Raw genomic sequence first — 21865 nt, 5'->3', positions numbered from 1 at the left:
CGCCGGGGAACGACCTGTCGTCGACCGTCGAGCCGCGCTGGCGGGTGGGCGGCGGCGAGTATCTGGACCCGGAGACGGCCCGCCGGGCCCGCCGCGCCTGGGAGGCGGCCGAGGACCGCCGCTACAAGCGCGCTTGCCTGGGCCAATCGGACGAGCACATGACGCCGGAGGAGAAGGACGCCTGCTGGGACGCTTGGGGTGGAAACGCGCTGCTCAGCGGACCAGGCGGATCGCGACCTGGGCGGCGATACCCAGGACCAGCCACAACGTCACCCCGGCCAGGATCAGGTTGATCGTCGGCAGGCGCGGTTCGGGCGGGCGGGGAATCCTAGGCGAACGGCGGGGAAGCGGGGCGTCCATCGCGTTTCTCCCTGCGGACGCGTCGGACGCGCGCCTCGCGGGAAGTGTACGCTCACAACCTTTCAATTCATACGGGCAAATACTCTCGCAAAGAGAGTGACGCGATCAGCCCAGCACCTGGAACGCCGCCTGGCTGACCACGCCGAGGATCAGCCACAGGCCCAGCCCCAGGACGATGAACACAGGACGCGGCGAGCGCCGGTCGCGGAACCCGTGAATCTCGTGACGCGCCATGTCCTGCCCTCCAGGAACGCCGATGCGTTCGCGGAGTCAGAAACGGGCTTGGCCATAATTTCGCTGCATGTGTTAACGCGAGCGTGATCGGTTATCCACAAGCGCGGCCGCACGCTTGCGGAACCCGCCCGTCAGGAGCTTGCCGGCAAGCCAGCGGCGCACGGGTTCGTCGTAGAGCTTGAGGCAGGCCCAGGCGATCGCCACCGCGACGACGAACACCCCCGCCCCCAGCAGGGCGCCCTGGGCCGGCGGGACCTTCTTGTCGATGACCCAGCCGGTGTAGATGTAGATCAGCGGATAGTGGGTGATGTAGAGCGGATACGACAGGTCGCCGAAGAAGCGGGCGATCCGCACCGACGGCCCGTCGGCGTCCTTCTCGCCGGCCCCGAGGGCCACGATCAGCGGGAACAGCAGGATCACGCAGGCGGCTTCGTACAGGCCGTTGACCCACAGCGCCTTGCCGCCGAAGCGCGGCAGGGCCAGGGCCACGATCAGCAACAGGCTGCACAGGGCGAAGGCGTTCCTGACCTTGATCCGCTTGCCCAGCCGCATCAGCAGGACGCCCGCGAAGAACGGGAAGACGACACGGGTCAGGCCGATGCGGACGCCGTTGGCGTCCAGCGCCCAGCCGCCGATCAGGTCGCCTCGCGGGCCGGTGACCAGCAGGTGGATCGTGGCCAGCCCGGCCAGGGCCACCAGCACGCCCAGCGCGCGGTTCGACAGCTTCCGCAGGCCCACGGCGTAGAGGATGTTGGCGAGGTACTCGTAGAACAGCGACCATTGCGGTCCGTTCAGCGGATAGATCTCGCCCCAGCCGCGGATCTCGGCCGAGGGCCGCAGCGGGATCATCACGAAGCTCAGCAGCAGCACACCGACCACCTGCCAGGCCGTGACGGTCTCCAGCTTGGGGAACAGCGAGAAGTGCTGGAAGCCCAGCAGCGCCGCCCCGATCAGGCCGCCGACGATGATCATCGGCTGCAGCCGCACCAGGCGACGCTTGTAGAAGTTCCACTGGCCCATGCCCGCCCAGCGGTCGTCGTAGGCGTAGGCGATCACGAAGCCCGACAGCAGGAAGAAGAAGTCCACCGCCAGGTAGCCGTGGTTGACGATCTGCTTCTGCGGATCGCCGCCGCTGTAGGCCTCGAACAGGTGGAAGACGACCACCATCAGCGACGCCACGCCGCGCAGCCCGTCCAGGATGACGTAGTGGCTCTTGGCGGGCGCGGTCGCATCGGTCGACGTTGCGGCGGCTGAGGCGGTCATTCGGTGTTTCCCCCGGCTTCGTTGGCGGCTCCCGTTCAAGGGTCGCCCGGAAGGCTTCTTGGGTTTATCGTTAAACCACAAGCGTATTTTTGACGGGGACGCCGAAGCGATGAGCCGGGGACGCCGGACCGGCCAGGCCGGACGGGTGACGATCAAGGCGGTGGCCGCCCGGGCCGGGGTGTCGGCCATGACGGTGTCGAACGTCTTCAACGACACGGGCAAGTTCGGCCGCGAGACCCGCGAGCGGGTGCTGGCCGCCATCGCCGAGCTCGGCTACGTGCCCAACTCGGCCGCGCGGCGGCTGGTGGGGGCGACGCCGGCCCGGGTCGGCCTGCTGTACGCCGGGGTCGACAGCCTGTTCATCGACGGGGTGCTGGCGGCCACGGCGGTGGCCAGCGCCGAGCGCGGCCTGCAGCTGATGGCCCGCAAGGCCGACTCGCCGGAGGACGCCCTGGCCGTCGCCCGCGCCCTGCAGGAGGCCGGCGCCGACGCCCTGCTGCTGCTGCCGCCGTTCGACACGGTGATGGCCGGCTCGGCCCGCTTCCGGGCCCTGGGCCTGGCCGCCGCCGCGATCGCCACGGCCGCGCCCCTGCCCGGCCTGTCCACGGTGCGCATCGACAACCGCGCCGCCTCGCGGGCGGTGACGCAGCTGCTGATCGACAAGGGCCGGCGGCGGATCGCGGTCATCGCCGGCCCGCGCGACCACTCCGACAGCGTCGAGCGCCTGCTGGGCTGCCGCGAGGCGCTGGCGGCGGCCGGCCTGCCCTTGCCGGACGAACGGGTGGTCGAGGGCCGCTTCACCTTCGAGTCCGGGCTGGAGGCCGCCGAACGCCTGCTGGACCTGCCCGAGCCGCCCGACGCGATCGTCGCGGCCAATGACGACATGGCCGCCGCCGTGCTGTGGATCGCCCACCGGCGCGGCCTGGTCCTGCCCCGCGACCTGGCCGTGACGGGCTTCGACGACACCCTGCTGGCCACCCGCGTCTGGCCGTCCCTGACCACCGTGCGCCAGCCGATCGACCGGATGACCGCCCGGGCCCTGGACCTGCTGCTGGACGCCCTGCGCCAGGGGCCGGAGGCGGCGCCGACGGACGTGCTGGAGACGCATGCGCTGGTCGAGCGGGCGTCGACCTAGACCTGAGACGGGGACATGCACTTGTGCGTGTCCCCAGCGGCGGCGCGGCGGTTTGGGGACACGCACAAGCGCATATCCCCGGCCCCTACCCCGGCCCAAAGAAAAAGGGCGGGACCTTTCGGTCCCGCCCTCGTTCTTCAGCCGAGCCGACGTGGACTAGAAGTCCATGTCGCCCATGCCGCCGGGCATGCCGCCGGGGCCGCCGGCCGGGGCCGACTTCTTCGGGGCTTCGACGATGGCGGCTTCGGTGGTGATCAGCAGGCCGGCCACCGAGGCGGCGTCCTGCAGAGCGGTGCGGACCACCTTGGCGGGGTCGATGACGCCGTCGGCGACCAGGTCGACATACTGTTCGGTCTGGGCGTTGAAGCCGAAGGTGGCGTCGTCCTTCTCGAGGATCTTGCCGACCACGATCGAGCCTTCCACGCCGGCGTTCTCGGCGATCTGACGGATCGGGGCCTGCAGGGCGCGACGGACGATGGCGATGCCGGCGGTCTGGTCGTCGTTGTCGCCCGTGAGGGTCGCCAGCGCCTTCGAGGCCTTCAGCAGGGCGGTGCCGCCGCCGGGGACGATGCCTTCATCGGCGGCCGCGCGGGTCGCGTTCAGGGCGTCGTCGACGCGGTCCTTCTTTTCCTTCACCTCGACTTCGGTCGAGCCGCCGACGCGGATGACCGCGACGCCGCCGGCCAGCTTGGCCAGGCGCTCTTGCAGCTTTTCCTTGTCGTAGTCCGAGGTGGTGTCCTCGATCTGCTTCTTGATCTGCGAGATGCGGGCCTCGATGGCCGACTTCTCACCGACGCCGTCCACGATGGTGGTGTCGTCCTTGGTGATCGAGACCTTCTTGGCCTTGCCCAGCATGTCGAGCGAGACGTTCTCGAGCTTGATGCCCAGGTCTTCCGACACGACTTGAGCGCCGGTCAGGATGGCGATGTCTTCCAGCATGGCCTTGCGGCGGTCGCCGAAGCCCGGAGCCTTGACGGCGGCGACGCGCAGGCCGCCGCGCAGCTTGTTGACCACCAGGGTGGCCAGGGCTTCGCCCTCGACGTCCTCGGCGATGATCACCAGCGGACGGCCCGACTGGACGACGGCTTCCAGCACCGGCAGCAGCGGCTGCAGCGACGACAGCTTCTTTTCGAACAGCAGGATGAGCGGCTCTTCGAGCTGGACTTCCATCTTGTCGGCGTTGGTGATGAAGTACGGCGACAGGTAGCCGCGGTCGAACTGCATGCCTTCGACGACGTCGAGTTCGGTCTCGGCGGTCTTGGCTTCCTCGACGGTGATGACGCCTTCGTTGCCGACCTTGTCCATGGCGCGGGCGATCATGTCGCCCACTTCCTTGTCGCCGTTGGCCGAGATGGTGCCGACCTGGGCGATTTCGGCGTTGGTGGTGACCTTCTTCGACGACTTCTTGATCTCGTCGACGACGACGGCCACGGCCTTGTCGATGCCGCGCTTCAGGTCCATCGGGTTCATGCCGGCGGCGACCGACTTGAGGCCTTCCTGGACGATGGCTTGCGCCAGCACGGTGGCGGTGGTGGTGCCGTCGCCGGCCTTGTCGTTGGTCTTGCTGGCCACTTCGCGGATCATCTGCGCGCCGAGGTTCTCGAACTTGTCAGCCAGTTCGATTTCCTTGGCGACCGAGACGCCGTCCTTGGTCGAGCGCGGGGCGCCGAAGGACTTTTCGATCACGACGTTGCGGCCCTTGGGGCCCAGGGTCACCTTCACCGCGTTGGCGAGGATGTTGACGCCGCGCAGCATCTTGTCGCGCGCGTCCGAGGAGAAATAAACGTCTTTAGCGGCCATTTGAGAGCCCTTCTAAAAGAGAAACTTGGAGAGGAAACGGTCGAGCTGTCAGCCGGGCCTTAGGCCTCGACGATGCCCAGGACGTCGCTTTCCTTCATGATCAGCAGGTCCTGGCCGTCCACCTTCACTTCGGTGCCGGACCACTTGCCGAACAGGATGCGGTCGCCGGCCTTCACGTCGAGAGCAACAACGTCGCCCTTGTCGTTGCGGGCGCCGGGGCCGACGGCGACGACTTCGCCTTCCTGCGGCTTTTCCTTGGCGGTGTCGGGGATGATGATCCCGCCCTTGGTCTTGGTTTCTTCTTCGACGCGCTTCACCAGGACGCGGTCGCCGAGAGGGCGAAATTTCATGAGTCTTCTCCGTCGGGACGGTTTTAAATTATGGTTCGTCAGCCAGCGGGGAGCGTCGCTGTTAGCAGTCGCTCCCATCGAGTGCCAACGCCGGGCAGGAGTTAGGACCGGGGGTGGGGGGAGTCAAGGACGCCGGACGTCGATTTGCTGTGGGCGAAAACCGCTCAAGCTCAGACGGCGGACGGAAAGCCGGGTCGCAGGCGTTGGATCAGGAAGATCAGCACGAGGACGGCGCATGACAAGGATCCCCCTCCTCACCGGCCCGGCCTTCGCCGCCCTGCTCCTGCTGGGCGCCTGCGCCAGCGACGCCACCCTGCCCGTGCGCACCGTGACCGACGTCGACGCCGACGCCGGGACGGTCGAGCTGGTCAGCGGCCAGGACCTGGAGATCGCCCTGCCCCTGACCGCCGGCACGGGCTACGGCTGGCGGCTGGACCAGGAGCCCTCGCCCCTGCTGACGGGCGGCTCCAGCTTCCAGACCGAGGCCAAGGCGCCCGGCGCGCCGGTGCGGACGGTCTATCGCTACACCGCCGCCGCGCGCGGCCGGGGCGACCTGTCCTTCACGCTCAAGCGCCCCTGGGAGCCCGACGCGCCCGGCGACCGGCGGGTGGTCTTCCACATCCGCGTGCGCTGAACGCCCGACGACGCCCCGATTTCCGGACGCGCGAGGATTGTTGCGACGCCGCAAATACTCGCGGGAAACATCGCATAACGATGCTATTCCAACGTCTCGAAGGAAAATGGAAAAATCTTTTGAGGGCCACCGGTTTCCGGGACGTCTTTATGGGCGTTTTCCGGCAAATGCGGCCATGGTGTGTCCCTGACGCGACAGCGTTCTCCTAGTTTTATGACAAAGCTGTAATTGTCGTTGACCGGATTCGGAGCGGCCGATTACCTCGCCATCCGGGGAAAAACATCGACTCCGTATTCGCTCAACACACCGCGCACGAACCCTTCGTGCGTGCATGGGGGTACTTTTGCAAAAATCCACCACTCGCGCGCGCCTGCTCGCGTCTTCGCTGCTGTGCGGCGCCGTCCTGGCCGGTCCGTCCCTGGTCCTGGCTCAAACGGCTGACAACGCCACCGTCGAAGAAGTCGTCGTCACCGGTTCGCGCATCAAGCGCGACACCTTCTCGGCCCCGTCGCCGATCGCCACGGTGTCGAACGAGACCATCACCGACTCGGGCAACGTGATCCTCGGCGACGTGCTGATGGACCTGCCGATGGTCAACGCCAACAGCAACGCGCAGAACACCTCGTCGACGCTGTTCAACGCCGGTCAGGCCCGCATCGACCTGCGCGGCCTGGGCGCCTCGCGCACCCTGGTGCTGGTCGATGGCCGCCGCCACGTGTTCAGCGACGCCGCCTCGCCGGCCGTCGACCTGAACATGATCCCCTCGCTGATGGTCGAACGCGTCGACGTCGTGCCGGGCGCCGGTTCGGCCGTGTACGGCTCGGAAGCCATCGCCGGCGTCGTCAACCTGATCATGGTCAAGAAGTACGACGGGCTGAAGCTCGACGTGCAGACCGGCATCTCGCAGGAAGGCGACGGCGAAGAGTACCGCGTCGGCGCCCTGTACGGTCACAAGTTCCTGGACGATCGCCTGAACGTGGTGGTCGGCGCCGAACTGGCCCGCCAGGAAGGCATCATGCAGAAGGACCGCGACTGGGCCATTCCGGGCATCCGTCGCGACACCACCAAGGCTTCGCAGCCGGTGATCATGAACAGCCGCTCGAACACCTCGCCCTACGCGACGTTCCAGCTGATCGGCGGCAACACCCTGGGCACGGCCCGCGCCGTGACCCTGGACGTCCGCGACCCGACCAAGGTGGTCCGCCTGTCGGCCCCCTGCTCGACCGCCACCGTCCAGCCGACCTGTCAGGACGAGGCCCTGTTCTACAGCGGCGTCCTGAACCAGTTCCAGAACGAGACCAGCCGCGGCTCGGTGCGCGGCTACGCCGACTACGCCGTGACCGACCACGTCAAGCTGTTCGGCGAGTTCAGCTACGCCCGGGCCAAGGCCTACGGCATCTTCCAGCCGGCCTTCTCGTCGGCCGTCGGCGGCGGCACCATGCCGGTGACCATCAAGGGCGACAACGCCTTCCTGAACGGCACGGGCTCCACCGCCGCGGCGCTGCGCGCCGAATGGCTGGCGGCCGGCAAGACCCTGACCGCCGCCCAGACCGCCCAGGTCGGCAAGTTCTGGGTCGAGTTCGGCGGTCGTAACGTCGAGACCGACCGCGAAACCGTCCGCGCCGTCGTCGGCATGAACGGCGACTTCGACGCCATCGGCCGCAACTTCTCGTGGGACTGGTACGCCCAGTACGGCAAGACCACCGGCGACACGACCTCGTTCAACGTCCCCAACATCCAGAAGGTGCAGTGGGCCACCGACGCGATCCTGGTCGGCGGCAACGTCGTCTGCCGCGCCACCACCGTGGCCGCCACGGCCGCGGCGGCCGCCGGCTGCAAGCCCTGGGACCTGGTGAACGGCGCCTCCAAGGACGCGATCAACTACACCAACGCCACGGCCACCACGACCGCCGACATCAAGCAGACCGTCGCCGGCGCCAACATCACCACCGACCTGTTCACCCTGCCCGCGGGCGCGGTGGGCGTGGCCGCCGGTGTTGAATACCGCAAGGAAGAAAGCACCTTCATCCAGGATCCGGTCTCGGCCGTCCCGAACACGCTGTTCTTCAACGCCGTCGGCACCCGCGCCGGCCAGTACGACAGCAAGGACGCCTACGGCGAAATCCGCGTTCCGGTCTTCAAGGACCTGAAGTGGACCTACGACCTGAGCGTCGAAGCGGCCGGCCGCATCAGCGACTACTCGACCATCGGCACCGCCAAGCAATGGCGTCTGGCCGGCGAGTGGGCGCCGATCCGCGACATCCGCTTCCGGGCCAACAAGGGCACCTCGGTGCGCGCGCCCAACATCGTCGAGCTGTACTCGCCGCAGAGCGTCAACTTCACCAGCACGGCCCAGGACCCCTGCGACAAGTCGCAATACGGCGGCCTGAGCGCGTCGCAGGTGACGACCCGCGTGGCCAACTGCTCGGCGGCCATCAGCGGCTACAACAAGGACACCTTCGTCTCGAACATCGGCACGGGTCGCTCCTCGCTGCAGCTGCAACAAGGCGGCAACCCCGACCTGAACGAGGAAAAGGCCACCACGACCCAGATCGGCGTGGTCCTGCAGCCGCGCTTCATGCCGGGCTTCCAGCTGGCCTTCGACTGGTACAAGAGCGACATCACGGATGAAGTCGGCACCGTCCCGACCCAGACCCTGCTGACCGACCTCTGCTACAACTCGACCACGGCCTACGCCTCCAACCCGTTCTGCGCCCAGATCATCCGGGACGCGACCGGCAGCTCGCAGACGCCGGCCGCCGGCGTGGCGGGCGGCATCAGCCGCGTGATCCTGCTGAACCAGAACGTGGCGTCGGTGAAGATCGAGGGCTGGGACTCCTCGGCCCAGTACCAGTTCCCGCTGGCCAGCCTGCTGCAGGTGAGCGACGAGATCGGCGACGTCAGCCTGCGCGTCGACGTCACCCGTCAGTATCACTGGAAGCTGCAGGGCCTGCCGGGCCAGGCCTTCACCGAGCTGGCCAACGCCATTCCGAACGCGACCCCGGAATGGAAGGCCAACATGGCGGCCACCTGGTCGGGCCAGAAGCTGCGCCTGCAGTGGCAGACCCGCTTCATCGGCTCCATGGCCGTGGCGACCCCGTCCACGCCGGTCTCGTCGCTCGATCCGTACTACACGGACGACCACTTCGAGCACGACGTGCGCGCCACCTACCGTCTGAACGACCAAGTGTCGTTCCGCGGCGGCGTCGTGAACGTGACCAACGAGCGTCCGCCGTTCCTGCCCGAGACCTACACGGGCACGGGCACCGGTTCGTCGACCTACGACAACCGCGGCCGCTTCTTCTTCATCGGCGCGACGATGACCTACTAGGCCTCGCGTCGGTCCCGGGTTCGCCCGGGGCCGGTTCGAGCGGAGGGGGCGGCGGACCATCCGGTCCGCCGCCTTTTTTCGTTGGGCGCTTTCCTGGCCTTGGCGCGGGCGCGGAAACTTGGTCTTGATGGGTCGGTGACGGAGGATCCGCGATGATCGACCATATCGGCCTGACGGTGAGAGACCTCGACGCCTCCAAGGCCTTCTACGACGCCGCCTTCGCCCCGCTGGGGATCGACGTGGTGATGAGCGTCGGCGCCGAGGAGACCGGCGCCCACGCCTTCCTCGGCTACGGCCCGCGCGCCGACGGCCGCGACATCCAGGCGGGCAAGCCCAGCTTCTGGATCGGCGGCGGCGAGACCCTGACCGGCCCCATGCACGTGGCCTTCACGGCCGGGACGCGGGCGGCGGTCGACGCCTTCCACGCCGCGGCCCTGGCGGCCGGCGGCCGCGACAACGGGGCGCCCGGCCTTCGGCCGCATTATCACCCCAACTACTATGGAGCTTTCGTGCTCGATCCGGACGGCCGCAACGTCGAGGCCGTCTGCCATGCCCCGGCCTAGACGAGCGGAGACCCTGCGAGCGTGACCATCTCGAGCTACGGCCTTTCGCTGATCCTGGCGATCATCGCCTGCGTGATCGGCGGCGCCCTGGGCGGCCTGACCCTGGTCCGCCCCGGTTCGGTGCTGGGACTGACCGCCCTGGGCGGCGACCCGCCGCCGGCCGGGGAGGGGGACGGCGACGCGCCGCCCGCCGCCTCGCCGACCGAGGGCCGGGCCCTGGGCGGCCTCCTGATCCTGTCGCACGCCACGGCAGCGCTGTTCCTGGGCTACCAGTCCAACGTCGGCGCGGCCATGGCCTTCGCCCTGGCCATGGCCTGGACGGGCGCGGCCCTGGGCCGGGCCGTCTCGGCCCTGGTGGACAAGTCGAAGGAGCGCCTCAACCTGGCCAGCCTGGCCTTCGAGGTGATGATCGCCGTCACCCTGTCGCTGCCGTTCTTCAACGCCGGCCGGCTGGTGGTGCTGCGCGGCCACGGGATGCTGGTCTAGGGCGCCCGCCCGATCAGCGCGCCGCGTTCGCCGCTGAATCGATGCGCTGTTTCGCCCCGGCCTCCGCGTCGGTGAGCCTGGCCCGATAGGCCTCGTCCCTCGCCCGCAGCGCATCGTGGCGCGCCTTCAACAAGGTTCTGGCTTCCTCCTCGAAGGATACGGGGCGGCCGGCCACTCGGCGATCCGAAAGGTCGCTGGACATGGCGACATGCTCGTCGGAGATGAGGCCGCCGATGCAGACGTGGGCGTCGGAGATGGCCATGCTGGTCGCAACGTGATTGTCGCTTGTGGCCATGCTGGTCGCGACGTGGTTGTCCGACCGTCGCGCCCATTCCTGCAATTTCGCCGTCTCTCTCTCAAGCTCCGCCTCGCTGGACAGGTTGACGAACCCGCCGCCGCCCGCGCGCGCGACCGCGGTCAGCTTCGCCGCCTCGCCCGACGGCAGGTTGAAGCCGATGACGTTGACGATCGCCCGCGTGCGGCCGCTGTTGATCCGACGGGCGACGGCCACGGGATCGCCGCCGCACGTCTCCTCCCCGTCCGACACCACATAGATGACCTGCTCCCCGGGCGTGGCCGAGGCGGCCAGCAGCGCCTCGGCGCGATCGAGTCCGGCGGCGAGCGGCGTCCAGCCCACCGCGCGGACCTCTCCCAGCGCCGTGCGGAGCCGCCCCCGGTCCGCCGACATCGGCGCCAGCACGTCGACGGCGGAACAGGATTTCGCCTTGCCGGCCTGGCTGTTGTCGCCCTGCTGGCCGAAGACCAGCAGGGACGTTTGCACCGATGCCGGCAGTCCGTCGACGAAGCCCAGCGCCGCCTCCCGCGCCAGTTCCAGCTTGGTTCGGCCGCCCATGCGTCCGGCCATCGAGCCGGATCCGTCGATCATCACGATCACGCGCGTCGGCGGAACCCGGGGGGCGATGTCACCGGCGGGGGCTTTCAGCGCCGGCTGCTTGAGCGCCACATCCTCCTTGAAGCACGCCTCCGGATCCTTCTTCGTGAACTGGGCGACATAGGCCCGGGCCTCCGCCGAACCTCCCGGGGCTTTCGCGCCGGCGTCGACCTGGCCGCGATCGGCCGCGGCGTTCCGGTCGCCCCGGGGGCCGCCGCAGCCGATCAGCGCGAGGGCGAGCCCACAGGCCACGAGACTAGGAACTGGAACGGCTGTCATTTCCGCGTCGCCTCTCAGGCGGACCGAGGCGCCGGATCACGCGCCGCGATGGTCTGTCGGGGATGCGAACGGGCCGCGAAACATTGGGTTCCGGAACACCGCTGGGCGTATCGCCGCCCCCTCACCGCCCCCGCAGGGTCTGGGACGGGCTCTCGCCGAACATCGCCCGGTAGGTCACCGAGAACCGGCCCAGCTCCCAGAAGCCGTGCTCCAGGGCCACCTGGGTGACCGAGGCCCCGGCTTCGCGGCCGGCGACCAGGGCCTTGCGGGCCGCCGACAGGGCCCGCAGCCGCAGATAGGTCCGGGGCCCCACGCCCAGCCCCTCCTCGAACGCCCGGTTCAGGGTCCGCCGCGACAGGGACAGGGCCTGGCAGAGCTCGGGGATCGCCACGGCCCGGCCCGGACGCTGGTCCAGATGGTCCTCGACCTGGCGCAGGATGCGGGCGCTGTTGATCCAGCCCTGCCGCCGGGGCTCGCGGCGCACGCCGTCCGCCAGCGCGGTCAGGAAGCCGTCGACGGCGCCGTCGCGCAGGGCGGCCTGGGCCTGGGGCGTCAGCAGGCTCCCCTCCCAGGCCAGAAGCTCGAGCCGGGCCTTCAGCTCGATGTGCAGTCCCAGGGCCAGCTGCGGCCGCAGCCGCGCGCAGGCGCTCCACGGGCGGTCGTCGGCCAGGCCGTCGAAGGCGCCGGCGCGGTCCCGCAGCCGCTCAAGCGGGGCCGTCAGGGCGGCGTAGGCCGTCAGCCCGTGCTGGCGGGCCTCGCGCTCGCCGCCGTCCGGCAGGATCAGCAGGTCGCCGGCCTGGACGTCGTGGCCCCATTCGGTCGGCCGCCCTTCGCCGGGGTCGGGCGTCTGCTCCAGGACCACCACCAGGGCGGCGGCGCCGGCGGCCATCACCCCGCGCAGGCGCAGGTCGCCGGTGATCCGGCCCAGCGTCAGGGTCAGGTCGCCGTGGATCGCGTGGGCCAGGGCGCCCCGGCAGGGGGCCGCGCTCAGCTGGGTGACCGCCAGGTCGGCGCCGGGGACCGCCTCGCGCAGGTCCTCGACGCCGGCGATCTCGCGCCCCGTGAAGCGGATCGGACGGCCCGGGTCTTCATTTCCGCGCCCAAGGCATGAACCATTCATCCGGCAATGCTGTCGCCATACAAGCCGGCCGTAAATCAGGGTTTTACCCTATTTTTCGGCGACAAGTGCAATCTAGGGAATGATTATTCAGGGATAGTGGGACAACTGCATCTCGAAGGTCTCATGCCTTGGAAAAATATCTCACGGATTGAGCGTAAACAACAATTCGACATCAAGGTTAATTTGGCGAGATGTGCATAGCGGCTGCTTGCCCAAGGCCCGACAGTGAAGGTCGATGACGGGCGTCAGGAGACGGCGATGGGATCGCGGACTTGGGCGGGGGTCGAGGACTTCGGCACGCTAGACGTCGAGATCACCCCCGACTGGGCGGCCTTCGCCCATTGGACCCCGGCCCAGCGGGCCCTGAAGGTCGAGCTGGACGGCGAACGCCGCCAGGCCGAGCAGGTCGCCGAAAGCACCGGCCGGCTGGTGTCGCGCCTAGTCGCCGAGATGGTCGCCGCCGAGCGGCCCCGGGCGCCCGACCTGGCCGCCTGACGCGCCAAGCCCGGCGACCTTGCGCGCGTCCCTCGGGGCGCTAGTCTCGCGCCATGACCCAACGCCCCCTCGACCGCCGCAACGTCCTGATCGGCGCCGGCCTGCTGGCCGCCCTGCCCGCCGTCGCCCTGGCCCAGACCGCCCCGACGCCGACCCCTGCCCCGGCGGCGCCGGCGCCCAAGCCGCCGGTCTATGTGGCGATCGATACGCCGCAGGGCCGGATCATCATCGAGCTGGCCGTGGCCCAGGCCCCGATCACCACCGCCAACTTCCTGCGCTATGTCGACCGCAAGCTCTATGACAAGGCCACCTTCTTCCGCGCCTCGCGGGCGCCCAGCGCGGTGGACTACGGCCTGATCCAGGGCGGGCTGCAGGGCATCGGCGCCCTGCCGCCGGTCGCCCACGAGCCCACCACGCAGACGGGCCTCAAGCACGTGGACGGGACGGTCTCGATCGCCCGCACCGCGCCGGGCACGGCCACGTCGGACTTCTTCATCTGCATCGGCGACGCGCCCTATCTGGACGCCGATCCGAAAGCCCCGGGCGACAACCTGGGCTTCGCCGCCTTCGGCCGGGTGGTCCAGGGCATGGACGTGGCCAAGAAGATCCTGGCCCTGCCCACGCCCGGCAAGGCGATCAACCCGGTGATGAAGGGCCAGATCCTCGACCCGTCGGTGCCGATCACCTCGGCCCGCCGCATCCCCGCCCCGACGGGCCCGGACGTGACGCCGCCGCCGAAGCTCTGACGGCTTCCAAATACTATCAACCGTTGTCATCCCGGAAGCCTCGCAGAGGCTGTCCGGGACCCAGGGGACTGGGCGGACGCGGTGCGGTTCACCTGGATCCCGGACAAGCGCTGCGCGCTTTCCGGGATGACAACGTGAAAGGTCCCCGCCGGAGCTTCAAACAAAGAAAAAGGGCGGCGCCGTCGCCGGCGCCGCCCAGGTGATGCCTCCGGGGAGGAGGATCCGGTTAGAACGTCGCCCGCAGGCCCAGCAGCACCTGGCGGCCGGGGTAGTAGACGCTGTACGGCGCGTTGTCGTAGCCGAAGGTGGTCCGCAGGGGCTCGTTGGTGATGTTCAGGGCGTCCAGGGTCAGGCGGAAGGCCTTGTCCATGAACGGCAGCTGGTAGCCGGCCGAGACGTCCAGCTGGCCGCGGGCCTCGGCCTTGAGCGGCACGTTGATGTTGTTCTGCGGGGCGTTGGCGGCGATCGACTCGTCGTTCCACACGTAGTTCACGCTGACCGACACGCCGTGGTCCTCGTAGAAGCCCTGCAGATTGTAGCTCCAGGGCGCGACGCCGGTGGCGACGAGGCCCGACTCCGAGCTCTGTTCCAGGCGCGTGGCGTTGGCCGAGAAGCCCAGGCCGTGGACCACGAAGTCCAGCGGCTGGACCCAGGTGACTTCCACGCCCTGGATCAGCAGCTTGTTGAGGTTGACCGGCTTGGTCAGGGTCACGGTGGCCACGTTCGGCCCGCCGCGCAGGTCCAGGGCCTGCTGCTGCGAGACGCTGAGGTCGGCGTAGTTGATGCCCAGCGACGTGAACGGCACGGTGCTCTGGGTGTTGATCGTGAAGCCGTCGACGTCCTTGCGGAAGAAGGCCACGCCCACATAGCCGATGCCGCCGGTGTAGTACTCGCCGCCGATGTCGATGTTGTTGGAGGTGTAGGGCTTCAGGTTCGGGTTGCCGGCCGTCGCGACCTGGGCCGAGATGTCCGAGAAGGTGGTGCCGGGCAGCAGGCTGCCGGCGTCGGCCCGGGTCATGCTGCGCGAGGCCGCGACCCGCAGTTTGATGTTGTCGCTGACGTCGTAGACGATGTTGGTCGACGGCAGGATGTCGTCGTACTTCGAGCTCAGGGTCTGGTCGACGATGCCGGTGCTCACCGTGATCGGGCTGGTGACGCTCTGGTCGGTGTGGAAGTAGCGCAGGCCGAAGTTGACGGTCAGGTCGCGGTCCAGCACCTGGCCCTTGGCGTTGGCCTCGGCATAGGCCCCCCAGGTCTTCTCCTCGATGTCGCCGACCGCGCCGCCGGTCACCGCGCCCGTCGATTGCGGGGCGTTGTCGCGGTAGTAGGCGTAGTTGCTGGCCTTCATCAGGGCCGCCACGTCCGGCATGATCATGCTGGTGTAGCCGACGCCGCCGCTGGCCAGGTGGCCGAAGTCGCCGACATCCCAGCGCTGCAGGTACTGCGACAGCTGGCTGTTGGTGATCACGCCCGAGGTCCCGGCGCAGCCCGTGCCGCAGGTCGCGTTCTGGAAGGCGGTCGAGTTGTCGTAGGCGCGGATCGAGCGGCTGGCCTCGTCATAGGCCGCGCCGAACTTCAGGTTGACGGTGTCGTCGCCCCAGCGCGCGTCGACGTGCGCGCCCTTGGTGGTGGTCTCGCGCTTCACGTTCTGGACGTTCACGCGGTACCACTGCCAGCCCAGGTTCGGGTCGCCCAGGTCCTTGTTGGTGGTGATGATCGGCTGGCCGTCGGAGCCCGTCGAATAATAGACGTCCAGGCCCGACTGGGCCGGGGTCTGGAAGTCGAACTGCGGCTGCTCGCGGAAGAAGGTCGAGTGGCCGTAATTGACCTGGGCGTCGACGACGAAGTTGTCCTTCGGCTGCCAGCGCATGGTCGGGTTGACGTTGTAGAACTTGGTCGTCTGCTTGAAGATGTCGTTCTCGAGGAAGAAGCTCGAGTTGGCGAAGGTGCCCGAGGTGACGACGTTGTTGGCGTCCACCGTCAGGTCGATCGGCACCATGCCGCCCGTCGAGGTCGACGACGTGCCGGGCCCCGAGTTGCGGACGTACCAGTTCATGTTCAGGCGCTGATAGTCGCGCTTGGATTCGGCGTACATGCCGTCGATGGCGAACTGCAGCTCGTCGGTCGGACGGTATTCCAGCGACAGCAGGGCCGAGACGCGCGAGCGGGTGCCTTCGGTGTAGCTGTTGCGGCCCAGGCGCGGGATCAGGGCGCGGCTCAGCTGGTCCTGGGTCAGGCCCGAGGTGGCCGTCAGGTCCAGGGTCTGGCCGGGCGTCAGGCCGTGGCCGACATTGTTGGGCGCGACGCTGGCGTAGACGAAGCCGTTGCCGCCCGGATCGGTGCAGCCCGTGCCGCACGAGAAATTGCCGTCGGTCCAGCCCACGGACTCGAAGCCGTCGACGCGGGTCTTGGTCTTCACGCCCGAGACGCCGAACAGCACGCCGAACTTGTCCCAGGTCTTGCTGGCGACCACGGCGCCGCGCGGGCTGAGGTCCTTGTTGCTGTCGGTGTACTGGCCCTGGGCGATCACGGTCAGGTGCTCGCCTTCCTTGTCGAACGGACGGGCGCTGTGCAGGTTGATCGTGCCGGCGATGCCGCCTTCCAGCTGGTCGGCCTGCGGGCTCTTGGCCACGTCCAGGCGGGTGAACAGTTCCGACGGGAAGAAGTCCAGGTCGACTTCGCGGTTGGCGCTGCCGCCGTTGGTGCCGCCGTCCGAGGCCACCGCGATCTGGGTGTTGTTCAGCATCACCTTCGAGAAGCTGGGGCCCAGGCCGCGGATCGAGACCTGCACGCCCTCGCCGTTGATGTCGCGGTTGATCTTGACGCCCGGGATGCGGTTCAGGGTCTCGGCCAGGTTGGTGGCCGGCAGCTTGCCGATGTCCTCGGCGAAGATGGAGTCGCCGAAGGCCACCGAGTCGCGCTTGGCCATGGTGGCCTGCTGCAGGCTGCGGCGGATGCCGGTGACGATGACTTCGTCGACGGCGGTGCTGTCGTCGGCCGGGGCGGCGGCGGCCGGTTGAGCGGCCACGGGGGCGTCGGCCGGAGCGGTCTGGGCGTGGGCGGCGGTCGCGGCCAGGCCCGCCAGGGCGGTGGCGGCCAGCAGGGCCGCGCGGGGGTTGAATCGGGTCATGCTTCACTCCTGGCCCGCCTGGGGGGAGCGGCGGGCCTTCCTAATGATTGGGCTTGTTCGGGTTGGATCAGCGGTAGCGGTAGAGCTTCACCCGCTGGATCTGGAACTGGTCGGGCGGCAGCCGGATGTGCCGTCCCTGGTGGGTCTGGTCGCCGTTCAGGGTGCGGCCCGGGACCCAGCGGCCCTGGGCGTCGAACACGCCCTCGACGGCGCTGTCGATGCCGGCGATAGGCGGGCCCTCGCCGGCCCCCGCGAAGGTGACCACCAGGCCGCGTCCGGCCATCAGGTACTCCTCGGGTCCGATCTGGACGATGATCCCGCCGTGGGCGGCGGTCTTCTGGTCGGCCTTCGGCGTCCAGGTGTCGATGAAGGCGACGTTGAAGCGGTAGTCGCCGATGACCTGGCTGACGGGCTGGTCCAGCACCGTGCCGTCCTCCAGCACGCGCGGCTTGAAGCCCGACATCCTGCCTTGGCCCTGGGCCGCCAGGATCGCCGGGGTCAGCTGGCGCAGGACGTCATAGGCCTGGGTGACGGCCTCCTGGTCCTTGCCCTCGGCGGTCTCGACCTGGAAGGGCGAGAAGCCGAACGCCTCCAGCTTGCCGATCGCGTAGAAGGCGTTGGCCGGCGTCTCGGGCGCGCCGACATTGTTGGCTTCCGGGATGAACAGCGCATTGTCGCGGCGCTTGTAGCGGCCGGCCAGGTCGTTGAAGTTCGGGAAGTAGATGTCGGGCGAGATCAGGTCGAGGCTGGGCGCGCCGGTCTTCCACACGTCGATCAGGTGCGGCAGCGGCCCGCCGCTGGGATATTCGCCCGGCGCCTTGCCCGTGCGGTTCAGGGCCACGTTCACGTACATCGGCAGCGGATAGGCCGCCTTGCCCGCGCGGGTCACGGCGTCGGTATAGCGGGCGTAGGACCAGGCGGTGAACACCTCCTGGCCGGCCTCGGCGTCGCCGAACACCTGGGCCCAGGTCCCGGACGTCTTGGCGCCGTGCGCCTTCCACAGGGCGCGCAGCTCGGGCTCGATGGCTTCCCCGCCTTGGGACAGGCGTTGCAGCAGTTCGGCCGGGACCGGGCCGGCCCAGGCGGCGTCGGCCTCGGGGCCCCACTCGCGGGCGGTGGGCAGCATGCCGATCTCGTTCTCGACCTGGACCATCAGCACCGCGCCCTTGGCGTCCACCGCCTTCAGGTGGGCCAGCAGGGCGGCGTAGGCCTTGGCGTCGGCGTCGCGCGTATTGGTCGAGAAGGCCGACAGGATCTCCTGGCTGACGCCGTTGGCGGCCTTGGCGCGCGGGAACCGGTCCTGGTCGCGCTTCACCCACGACGGGACGTAGGTGGACATGCTGTTCTTCCACGCCCCGAACCACAGGATCACCAGGTGCATGTCCTGGGCGCGGGCGTCCTTGATCAGGCCGTCGACGCTGGAGAAGTCGTACGCCCCCTCCTTCGGCTCGATCAGCTCCCACGACACGGGCGCGAGCACGGTGTTGAGGTTCATGGCCTTCAGCTTGGGCCAGTACTTGGCCATGTAGGCCTGGCTGGAGGCGCTGGAATTGCCCAGCTCGCCGCCCAGGACCAGCAGGGGCTTGCCGTCGACCACCAGGCGCTGGGCCGAGCCCTGCGTCTCCAGGCGGGGCATGTCGGCGAGGGCGGCGTGGGACACGACCAGCGAGGCCGCCAGCGCGCCGGCCAGCGCGCCCACGAGACGCGGGGCGCGGCTCGGGCGTGGCTGGCGAGTTCTATGCTGGAGGGGTCCCTGGTCCATTCGCTTCCCCGCTCCGGTTCGGCGTACTGACGCGCCGTGACCGATGATACCGCTAACACATCTGACATAAGGTCTGACCTGTCAATCTCGATAATCGGCAATTGTCAGGCCAATATCTTGACTGTGGCGCCGATGCTGACGCCGAGGTGAAAACCGGTCTCCCACGGGGTTCCGCAGCGGCAATCCGCGCCCATCGCGGGCCGTACGCGAACCGAGACGACATCCCGTAGGGTTTAATATTCCGCCGTTACGTCAATATCTTATCGACACTTTCGCGAGAATTCCCGCCGAAAGTCGCCGCCAGGACGCGCTCGACCGAGCGATCCGCGCGGGCCGAGGGACGGCCGCGACGCCACGGGATCGCGGAGCGTGGCCTTAGTCTCGGGTCGTTTCAGCTTCGTTTCCGGCGCGTATTTGTCTGACCACATTTGCGCCTTGTTCGGGAGAACGCCCATCGGTGAAGCTTGCGGGACGCAGTGGTCAGACCTTTGCCGTGACGCGTGGCTTCAGACGGTCACCGACTTCAGCGGGACGAAACCCGCCTCGGTCTCCAGCCGCAGGCGGTAGTCGCCGGGCCGCAGGAACAGCACCGCCGAGGTCGCGCCGGGCGCCAGCACCTGCTGGTCGGCCGGGATGGCCAGGTCGGGCTCGACCGCGTGGACGGCCTGGACGATGACCGCCGCCTCGCGGGGGCCGGGGACGGCGGCCTCCAGCCGGCGGCGCGTGGGATCGGCGGCCAGCCAGCCGGGCCGTCCGGCGACGTCGGCCACGGGCGGGTGGAACACCGCCAGGTCCGCCCCCGCCGGCTTCGCGCCGATCCAGCCGTCCGGACCGCGCACGACGATGGAGTCCGCGGGCTTGAAGCGCTCCAGCACCGCCGTCGTCATCGGCGGGTCGGCGGCGTGCGGCGCGAACGAGCCCGTATAGGCCTGGGAGACGCACAGCGGATCGACGCCCGCCTTCTCGCGCAGCTGGGCGGCGAACCACAGCAGGCCCCGGTGGTCGGGCGTCTTGCGCAGGTGGGCGTAGCCGCAATGGACCAGGACCCGCGCGTCCGGGTTCGGCGTCAGCACGTCGGCGATGAAGTTCTCGGCCTGGGCCGGCTCGCGGCGCACGATGGCGGCCGCGCCGGTCTCGCCCGCCCGGCGTTGATCCTGGCGCTGCTCGTAGGCCGCCAGCCGATAGCCCAGCTCGGCCGCCTCGCGCACCGCCTCGCCATAGACCGGGTCATGCAGATAGTAGCCGAAGGCCGGGTTCAGGGCCGCCCCGGCCTTGAAGGTCCGCACGTCCGGCGCGCCGGGGCTGCGGCTGTTGAGGAAGTCCTCGGCGGCCAGGATCTCGAAGCCCAGCGGCCGCAGGGCGCGCAGCAGGCGGGCCAGGAACCAGCGATGGCGCGAGGCGACGTGGGCCTCGTTCAACATGACCACGCGGCGGTCGCGCGCCGCCTCGACGATGGCGGCCACGGCGTCCTGGGCGGTCGCCTCGGCGGCCAGGGGCGGGTCGTCCGCCGGTCCCATGGCGGCCGACCTCAGGGCGATCCCCTCGTCGCCGAGGAACGAGGCCGCCTGCTGCAGCGACGGGTCCGTCGGCGCGGCCTGGATGGCCCGCCAGGTCGGCAGGTAGCGTCCGCTGAGGAACAGGCTGGTCTGGGGGCTGGGGCCCGTGGGCTGAAGCGGCGCCGCCTGGCCCCGGGCCAGGCCCGGAAGCGCGCCCGCCGTCGCCCCGGTCATCGCCAGGCCGGCCGCCATGCTCCTGCGCGTCACGCCCATAGAGTCGCCTCCCCTGCTCGAAGGGGAACTCAGCTCAAGATTGCGGCCATCGCAAGTCCGCGCCGCGCCCCTACCGGACCGGGCAGGCCACCCACTGATAGGCCCGGGCCATCACCCCGCCGTCGGCGCGGACCAGAACCAGGCCGCTGGCGTCCGATCCCGCGTCGCTGACCGTGGCGCAGCCGCCGGTGTCGATGCGGCGGGCGTAGTCGTGCTTGCGGTCGGCCTTGTAGGTCCCGTCCGGATTGGCCCAGACGTCGGCGAACGAGTAGCGGACGCCGCTCGAGCCATTGATCCGCGTGCCCAGGCCGTAGGGCCGGTCCAGGATCAGCACTTCGCCCTTGGGGACGCCCCGCGCCTTCATCCAGCGGATCACCTCGGAGAAGCAGGCGTCGCCCAGCAGCTGCTCGCCGCGCTCGGCGCAGCCCTGGCGGTTGCCGAACACCACCGGCAGGGTCGCGCCGTAGGCCTCGTAGGTCGCGGTCGGCGGCGGGGCGGCCGGCGCGCCGCAGCCGGCCACGGCCCGCTCGTGCACCCGGTCGCCGGGCTCGACCTCGAAGTCGACCGGCGTGGTCAGGCCGCAGCCGGCCGGAGCCGACAGCTGCGACTTGTCGAACCAGCGCTTGTCGGCCTTGAAGCCGGTCTTGCCCTTGCGCTTGAGCACATACTGCTCGGTCTCCTTGCTGGTCAGCACCTGGCCCGGGGCGGTCAGGCGCTTGGCGCCGATCACGTCCAGCTCCTTCAGGCCCGGCTGGGCGGCCAGGACGCCGATGCCGGCGGCGAAGCAGACGCCGTCGCGCAGGGCCGCGTCGGGCGGGCAGTCCGGACGCGGGGCGGCCAGCTGCCGGGGCGCGCCGCGCACCGCCACCAGGCCGGTCGCCGGCCAGCGCTCGCCCGGCTCGCCCGCCAGGATCGGCGGCCGGCGCGGTCCGCCGTAACCGATCGGCGGCGGCGGCCCGCCGCACGACACGGACTGGACCTCGCGCGCCACCAGCTGGCCGTCGCGCACGTCGAGCCGGTAGTCGACGCCCCGGCCGATGGAAAAGCAGTCGCGCGGCACGTGGACCTGCGAGCTGGGCAGGTCGACCGGCGTCACCACCGGCCCGCCGGCGCCCAGCGACACGTCGTAGAGGCGGAAGTCGCGACCCAGCTGGCCGGAGATCACCGCCCCCGCCCCGCCCTCGACGCCGCGGCCGGTCAGGGCGCGGTCGACCGTCGCGCCGCGCGCCTTCATCCCGGCCACCACGCGGTCGAGGCACGCGCCGTCCGGCAGGGCCAGGGGCTTGGGGCATTTCGCACTGGGCGTCGCCACCGGCAGGGTCGCGCCCAGCACGTCGCGCAGCTCGCCATAGACCGGGCCGTTGATCAGCTTCATGTCCGGCGTCTGGGCCGAGGCGGCGCCCGCGACGCTGACGAACAGACCCAAGGCCGCGAGGCCCGCGCCAAGCTTCACGCTGATCATGATCCCTACCCCCAAGGTCGTCCGACCGACCGTGACAACCTTAACCATAAAGCC

At 69.6% G+C, this 21865-nt stretch carries 18 protein-coding genes; 7 read left to right on the top strand and 11 right to left on the bottom strand.

All coding sequences use genetic code 11. The annotated features are described in order from the left end of the window. Window positions 1–213 precede the first annotated feature (213 nt). From WAE60_RS09365 to WAE60_RS09355, 3 genes are all read right to left on the bottom strand, one after another. Window positions 214–360: a hypothetical protein gene (locus tag WAE60_RS09365; protein WP_337685892.1), complete on the bottom strand. Its 147-nt coding sequence runs from the start codon at window positions 358–360 to the stop codon at window positions 214–216. A gap of 105 nt (window positions 361–465) precedes the next feature. After that, window positions 466–594, bottom strand: a complete 129-nt coding sequence (locus WAE60_RS09360) for a hypothetical protein (protein ID WP_231499398.1) — start codon at window positions 592–594, stop codon at window positions 466–468. 72 nt (window positions 595–666) lie between these two features. Continuing rightward, complete coding sequence (locus WAE60_RS09355; protein ID WP_337685891.1) at window positions 667–1857, bottom strand: acyltransferase; 1191 nt, start codon at window positions 1855–1857, stop codon at window positions 667–669. A gap of 109 nt (window positions 1858–1966) precedes the next feature. Between WAE60_RS09355 and WAE60_RS09350 the strand changes: the two genes are divergently transcribed. Continuing rightward, entirely contained in the window at window positions 1967–2992 is a 1026-nt protein-coding gene (locus WAE60_RS09350) for a LacI family DNA-binding transcriptional regulator (RefSeq protein ID WP_337685890.1), read from the top strand. Window positions 2993–3148: 156 nt separating this feature from the next. Here the strand turns inward: WAE60_RS09350 and groL are convergent, their stop codons facing one another. Together groL and groES are read right to left on the bottom strand one after the other, a co-directional pair. Further along, complete coding sequence (gene groL / locus WAE60_RS09345) at window positions 3149–4792, bottom strand: chaperonin GroEL (protein ID WP_029908259.1); 1644 nt, start codon at window positions 4790–4792, stop codon at window positions 3149–3151. A 59-nt stretch (window positions 4793–4851) separates the two neighbouring features. After that, window positions 4852–5142: a co-chaperone GroES gene (gene groES / locus WAE60_RS09340; RefSeq protein ID WP_337685889.1), complete on the bottom strand. Its 291-nt coding sequence runs from the start codon at window positions 5140–5142 to the stop codon at window positions 4852–4854. A gap of 235 nt (window positions 5143–5377) precedes the next feature. Between groES and WAE60_RS09335 the strand changes: the two genes are divergently transcribed. The 4 genes from WAE60_RS09335 to WAE60_RS09320 all read left to right on the top strand — a co-directional run bounded on the left by WAE60_RS09335 (window position 5378) and on the right by WAE60_RS09320 (window position 10156). Then, entirely contained in the window at window positions 5378–5776 is a 399-nt protein-coding gene (locus tag WAE60_RS09335) for a protease inhibitor I42 family protein (RefSeq protein WP_337685888.1), read from the top strand. 343 nt (window positions 5777–6119) lie between these two features. Further along, window positions 6120–9107, top strand: coding sequence for a TonB-dependent receptor (locus WAE60_RS09330; RefSeq protein WP_337685887.1), 2988 nt, complete (start codon window positions 6120–6122; stop codon window positions 9105–9107). 152 nt (window positions 9108–9259) lie between these two features. Continuing rightward, window positions 9260–9670: a VOC family protein gene (locus WAE60_RS09325; RefSeq protein ID WP_337685886.1), complete on the top strand. Its 411-nt coding sequence runs from the start codon at window positions 9260–9262 to the stop codon at window positions 9668–9670. Between the two features lie 27 nt (window positions 9671–9697). Next, the gene (locus WAE60_RS09320; protein WP_029908268.1) at window positions 9698–10156 is read left to right on the top strand and encodes a DUF4345 family protein; all 459 of its coding nucleotides are present in this window, start codon (window positions 9698–9700) and stop codon (window positions 10154–10156) included. Window positions 10157–10169: 13 nt separating this feature from the next. Here the strand turns inward: WAE60_RS09320 and WAE60_RS09315 are convergent, their stop codons facing one another. Both WAE60_RS09315 and WAE60_RS09310 read right to left on the bottom strand, forming a co-directional pair. Continuing rightward, complete coding sequence (locus WAE60_RS09315) at window positions 10170–11327, bottom strand: VWA domain-containing protein (protein WP_337685885.1); 1158 nt, start codon at window positions 11325–11327, stop codon at window positions 10170–10172. 121 nt (window positions 11328–11448) lie between these two features. Then, window positions 11449–12447: a helix-turn-helix domain-containing protein gene (locus WAE60_RS09310; RefSeq protein ID WP_337685884.1), complete on the bottom strand. Its 999-nt coding sequence runs from the start codon at window positions 12445–12447 to the stop codon at window positions 11449–11451. Window positions 12448–12705: 258 nt separating this feature from the next. Here WAE60_RS09310 and WAE60_RS09305 point away from each other — a divergent pair, with 258 nt between their 5' ends. Further along, on the top strand, window positions 12706–12942 hold the full coding sequence (locus WAE60_RS09305) for a hypothetical protein (RefSeq protein WP_029908274.1): 237 nt from the start codon (window positions 12706–12708) through the stop codon (window positions 12940–12942). A 53-nt stretch (window positions 12943–12995) separates the two neighbouring features. Continuing rightward, complete coding sequence (locus tag WAE60_RS09300) at window positions 12996–13688, top strand: peptidylprolyl isomerase (RefSeq protein WP_337685883.1); 693 nt, start codon at window positions 12996–12998, stop codon at window positions 13686–13688. 226 nt (window positions 13689–13914) lie between these two features. On the opposite strand, the gene WAE60_RS09295 is transcribed toward WAE60_RS09300, so the two are convergent. The 4 genes from WAE60_RS09295 to WAE60_RS09280 form a co-directional block, all read right to left on the bottom strand. After that, window positions 13915–16818, bottom strand: a complete 2904-nt coding sequence (locus WAE60_RS09295; RefSeq protein ID WP_337685882.1) for a TonB-dependent receptor — start codon at window positions 16816–16818, stop codon at window positions 13915–13917. Window positions 16819–16885: 67 nt separating this feature from the next. Further along, the gene (locus tag WAE60_RS09290; protein ID WP_337685880.1) at window positions 16886–18517 is read right to left on the bottom strand and encodes a DUF5597 domain-containing protein; all 1632 of its coding nucleotides are present in this window, start codon (window positions 18515–18517) and stop codon (window positions 16886–16888) included. A 569-nt stretch (window positions 18518–19086) separates the two neighbouring features. After that, a complete protein-coding gene (locus tag WAE60_RS09285; RefSeq protein WP_156035582.1) occupies window positions 19087–20343 on the bottom strand; it encodes a hypothetical protein in 1257 nt (418 codons plus the stop codon). Between the two features lie 76 nt (window positions 20344–20419). Continuing rightward, window positions 20420–21811: a hypothetical protein gene (locus tag WAE60_RS09280; RefSeq protein WP_337685878.1), complete on the bottom strand. Its 1392-nt coding sequence runs from the start codon at window positions 21809–21811 to the stop codon at window positions 20420–20422. Window positions 21812–21865 lie beyond the last annotated feature (54 nt).

Origin of the sequence: Caulobacter sp. CCG-8, from assembly GCF_037402475.1 — a bacterium.
Taxonomy (GTDB): domain Bacteria; phylum Pseudomonadota; class Alphaproteobacteria; order Caulobacterales; family Caulobacteraceae; genus Caulobacter.
The sequence above is the reverse complement of the archived record's forward strand: the minus strand, read 5'-3'. Positions and strand labels throughout refer to the sequence as shown.

What these genes read in the sequence shown, in the direction of transcription:
- WAE60_RS09325 (WP_337685886.1), top strand. Translation starts at nt 9,260, where the DNA reads ATGATCGACCATATCGGCCTGACGGTGAGAGACCTCGACGCCTCCAAG.
- WAE60_RS09295 (WP_337685882.1), bottom strand. Translation starts at nt 16,818, where the DNA reads ATGACCCGATTCAACCCCCGCGCGGCCCTGCTGGCCGCCACCGCCCTG.
- groES (WP_337685889.1), bottom strand. Translation starts at nt 5,142, where the DNA reads ATGAAATTTCGCCCTCTCGGCGACCGCGTCCTGGTGAAGCGCGTCGAA.
- WAE60_RS09350 (WP_337685890.1), top strand. Translation starts at nt 1,967, where the DNA reads ATGAGCCGGGGACGCCGGACCGGCCAGGCCGGACGGGTGACGATCAAG.
- WAE60_RS09365 (WP_337685892.1), bottom strand. Translation starts at nt 360, where the DNA reads ATGGACGCCCCGCTTCCCCGCCGTTCGCCTAGGATTCCCCGCCCGCCC.
- WAE60_RS09355 (WP_337685891.1), bottom strand. Translation starts at nt 1,857, where the DNA reads ATGACCGCCTCAGCCGCCGCAACGTCGACCGATGCGACCGCGCCCGCC.
- WAE60_RS09360 (WP_231499398.1), bottom strand. Translation starts at nt 594, where the DNA reads ATGGCGCGTCACGAGATTCACGGGTTCCGCGACCGGCGCTCGCCGCGT.
- WAE60_RS09300 (WP_337685883.1), top strand. Translation starts at nt 12,996, where the DNA reads ATGACCCAACGCCCCCTCGACCGCCGCAACGTCCTGATCGGCGCCGGC.
- WAE60_RS09305 (WP_029908274.1), top strand. Translation starts at nt 12,706, where the DNA reads ATGGGATCGCGGACTTGGGCGGGGGTCGAGGACTTCGGCACGCTAGAC.
- WAE60_RS09310 (WP_337685884.1), bottom strand. Translation starts at nt 12,447, where the DNA reads ATGAATGGTTCATGCCTTGGGCGCGGAAATGAAGACCCGGGCCGTCCG.
- WAE60_RS09280 (WP_337685878.1), bottom strand. Translation starts at nt 21,811, where the DNA reads ATGATCAGCGTGAAGCTTGGCGCGGGCCTCGCGGCCTTGGGTCTGTTC.
- groL (WP_029908259.1), bottom strand. Translation starts at nt 4,792, where the DNA reads ATGGCCGCTAAAGACGTTTATTTCTCCTCGGACGCGCGCGACAAGATG.
- WAE60_RS09335 (WP_337685888.1), top strand. Translation starts at nt 5,378, where the DNA reads ATGACAAGGATCCCCCTCCTCACCGGCCCGGCCTTCGCCGCCCTGCTC.
- WAE60_RS09315 (WP_337685885.1), bottom strand. Translation starts at nt 11,327, where the DNA reads ATGACAGCCGTTCCAGTTCCTAGTCTCGTGGCCTGTGGGCTCGCCCTC.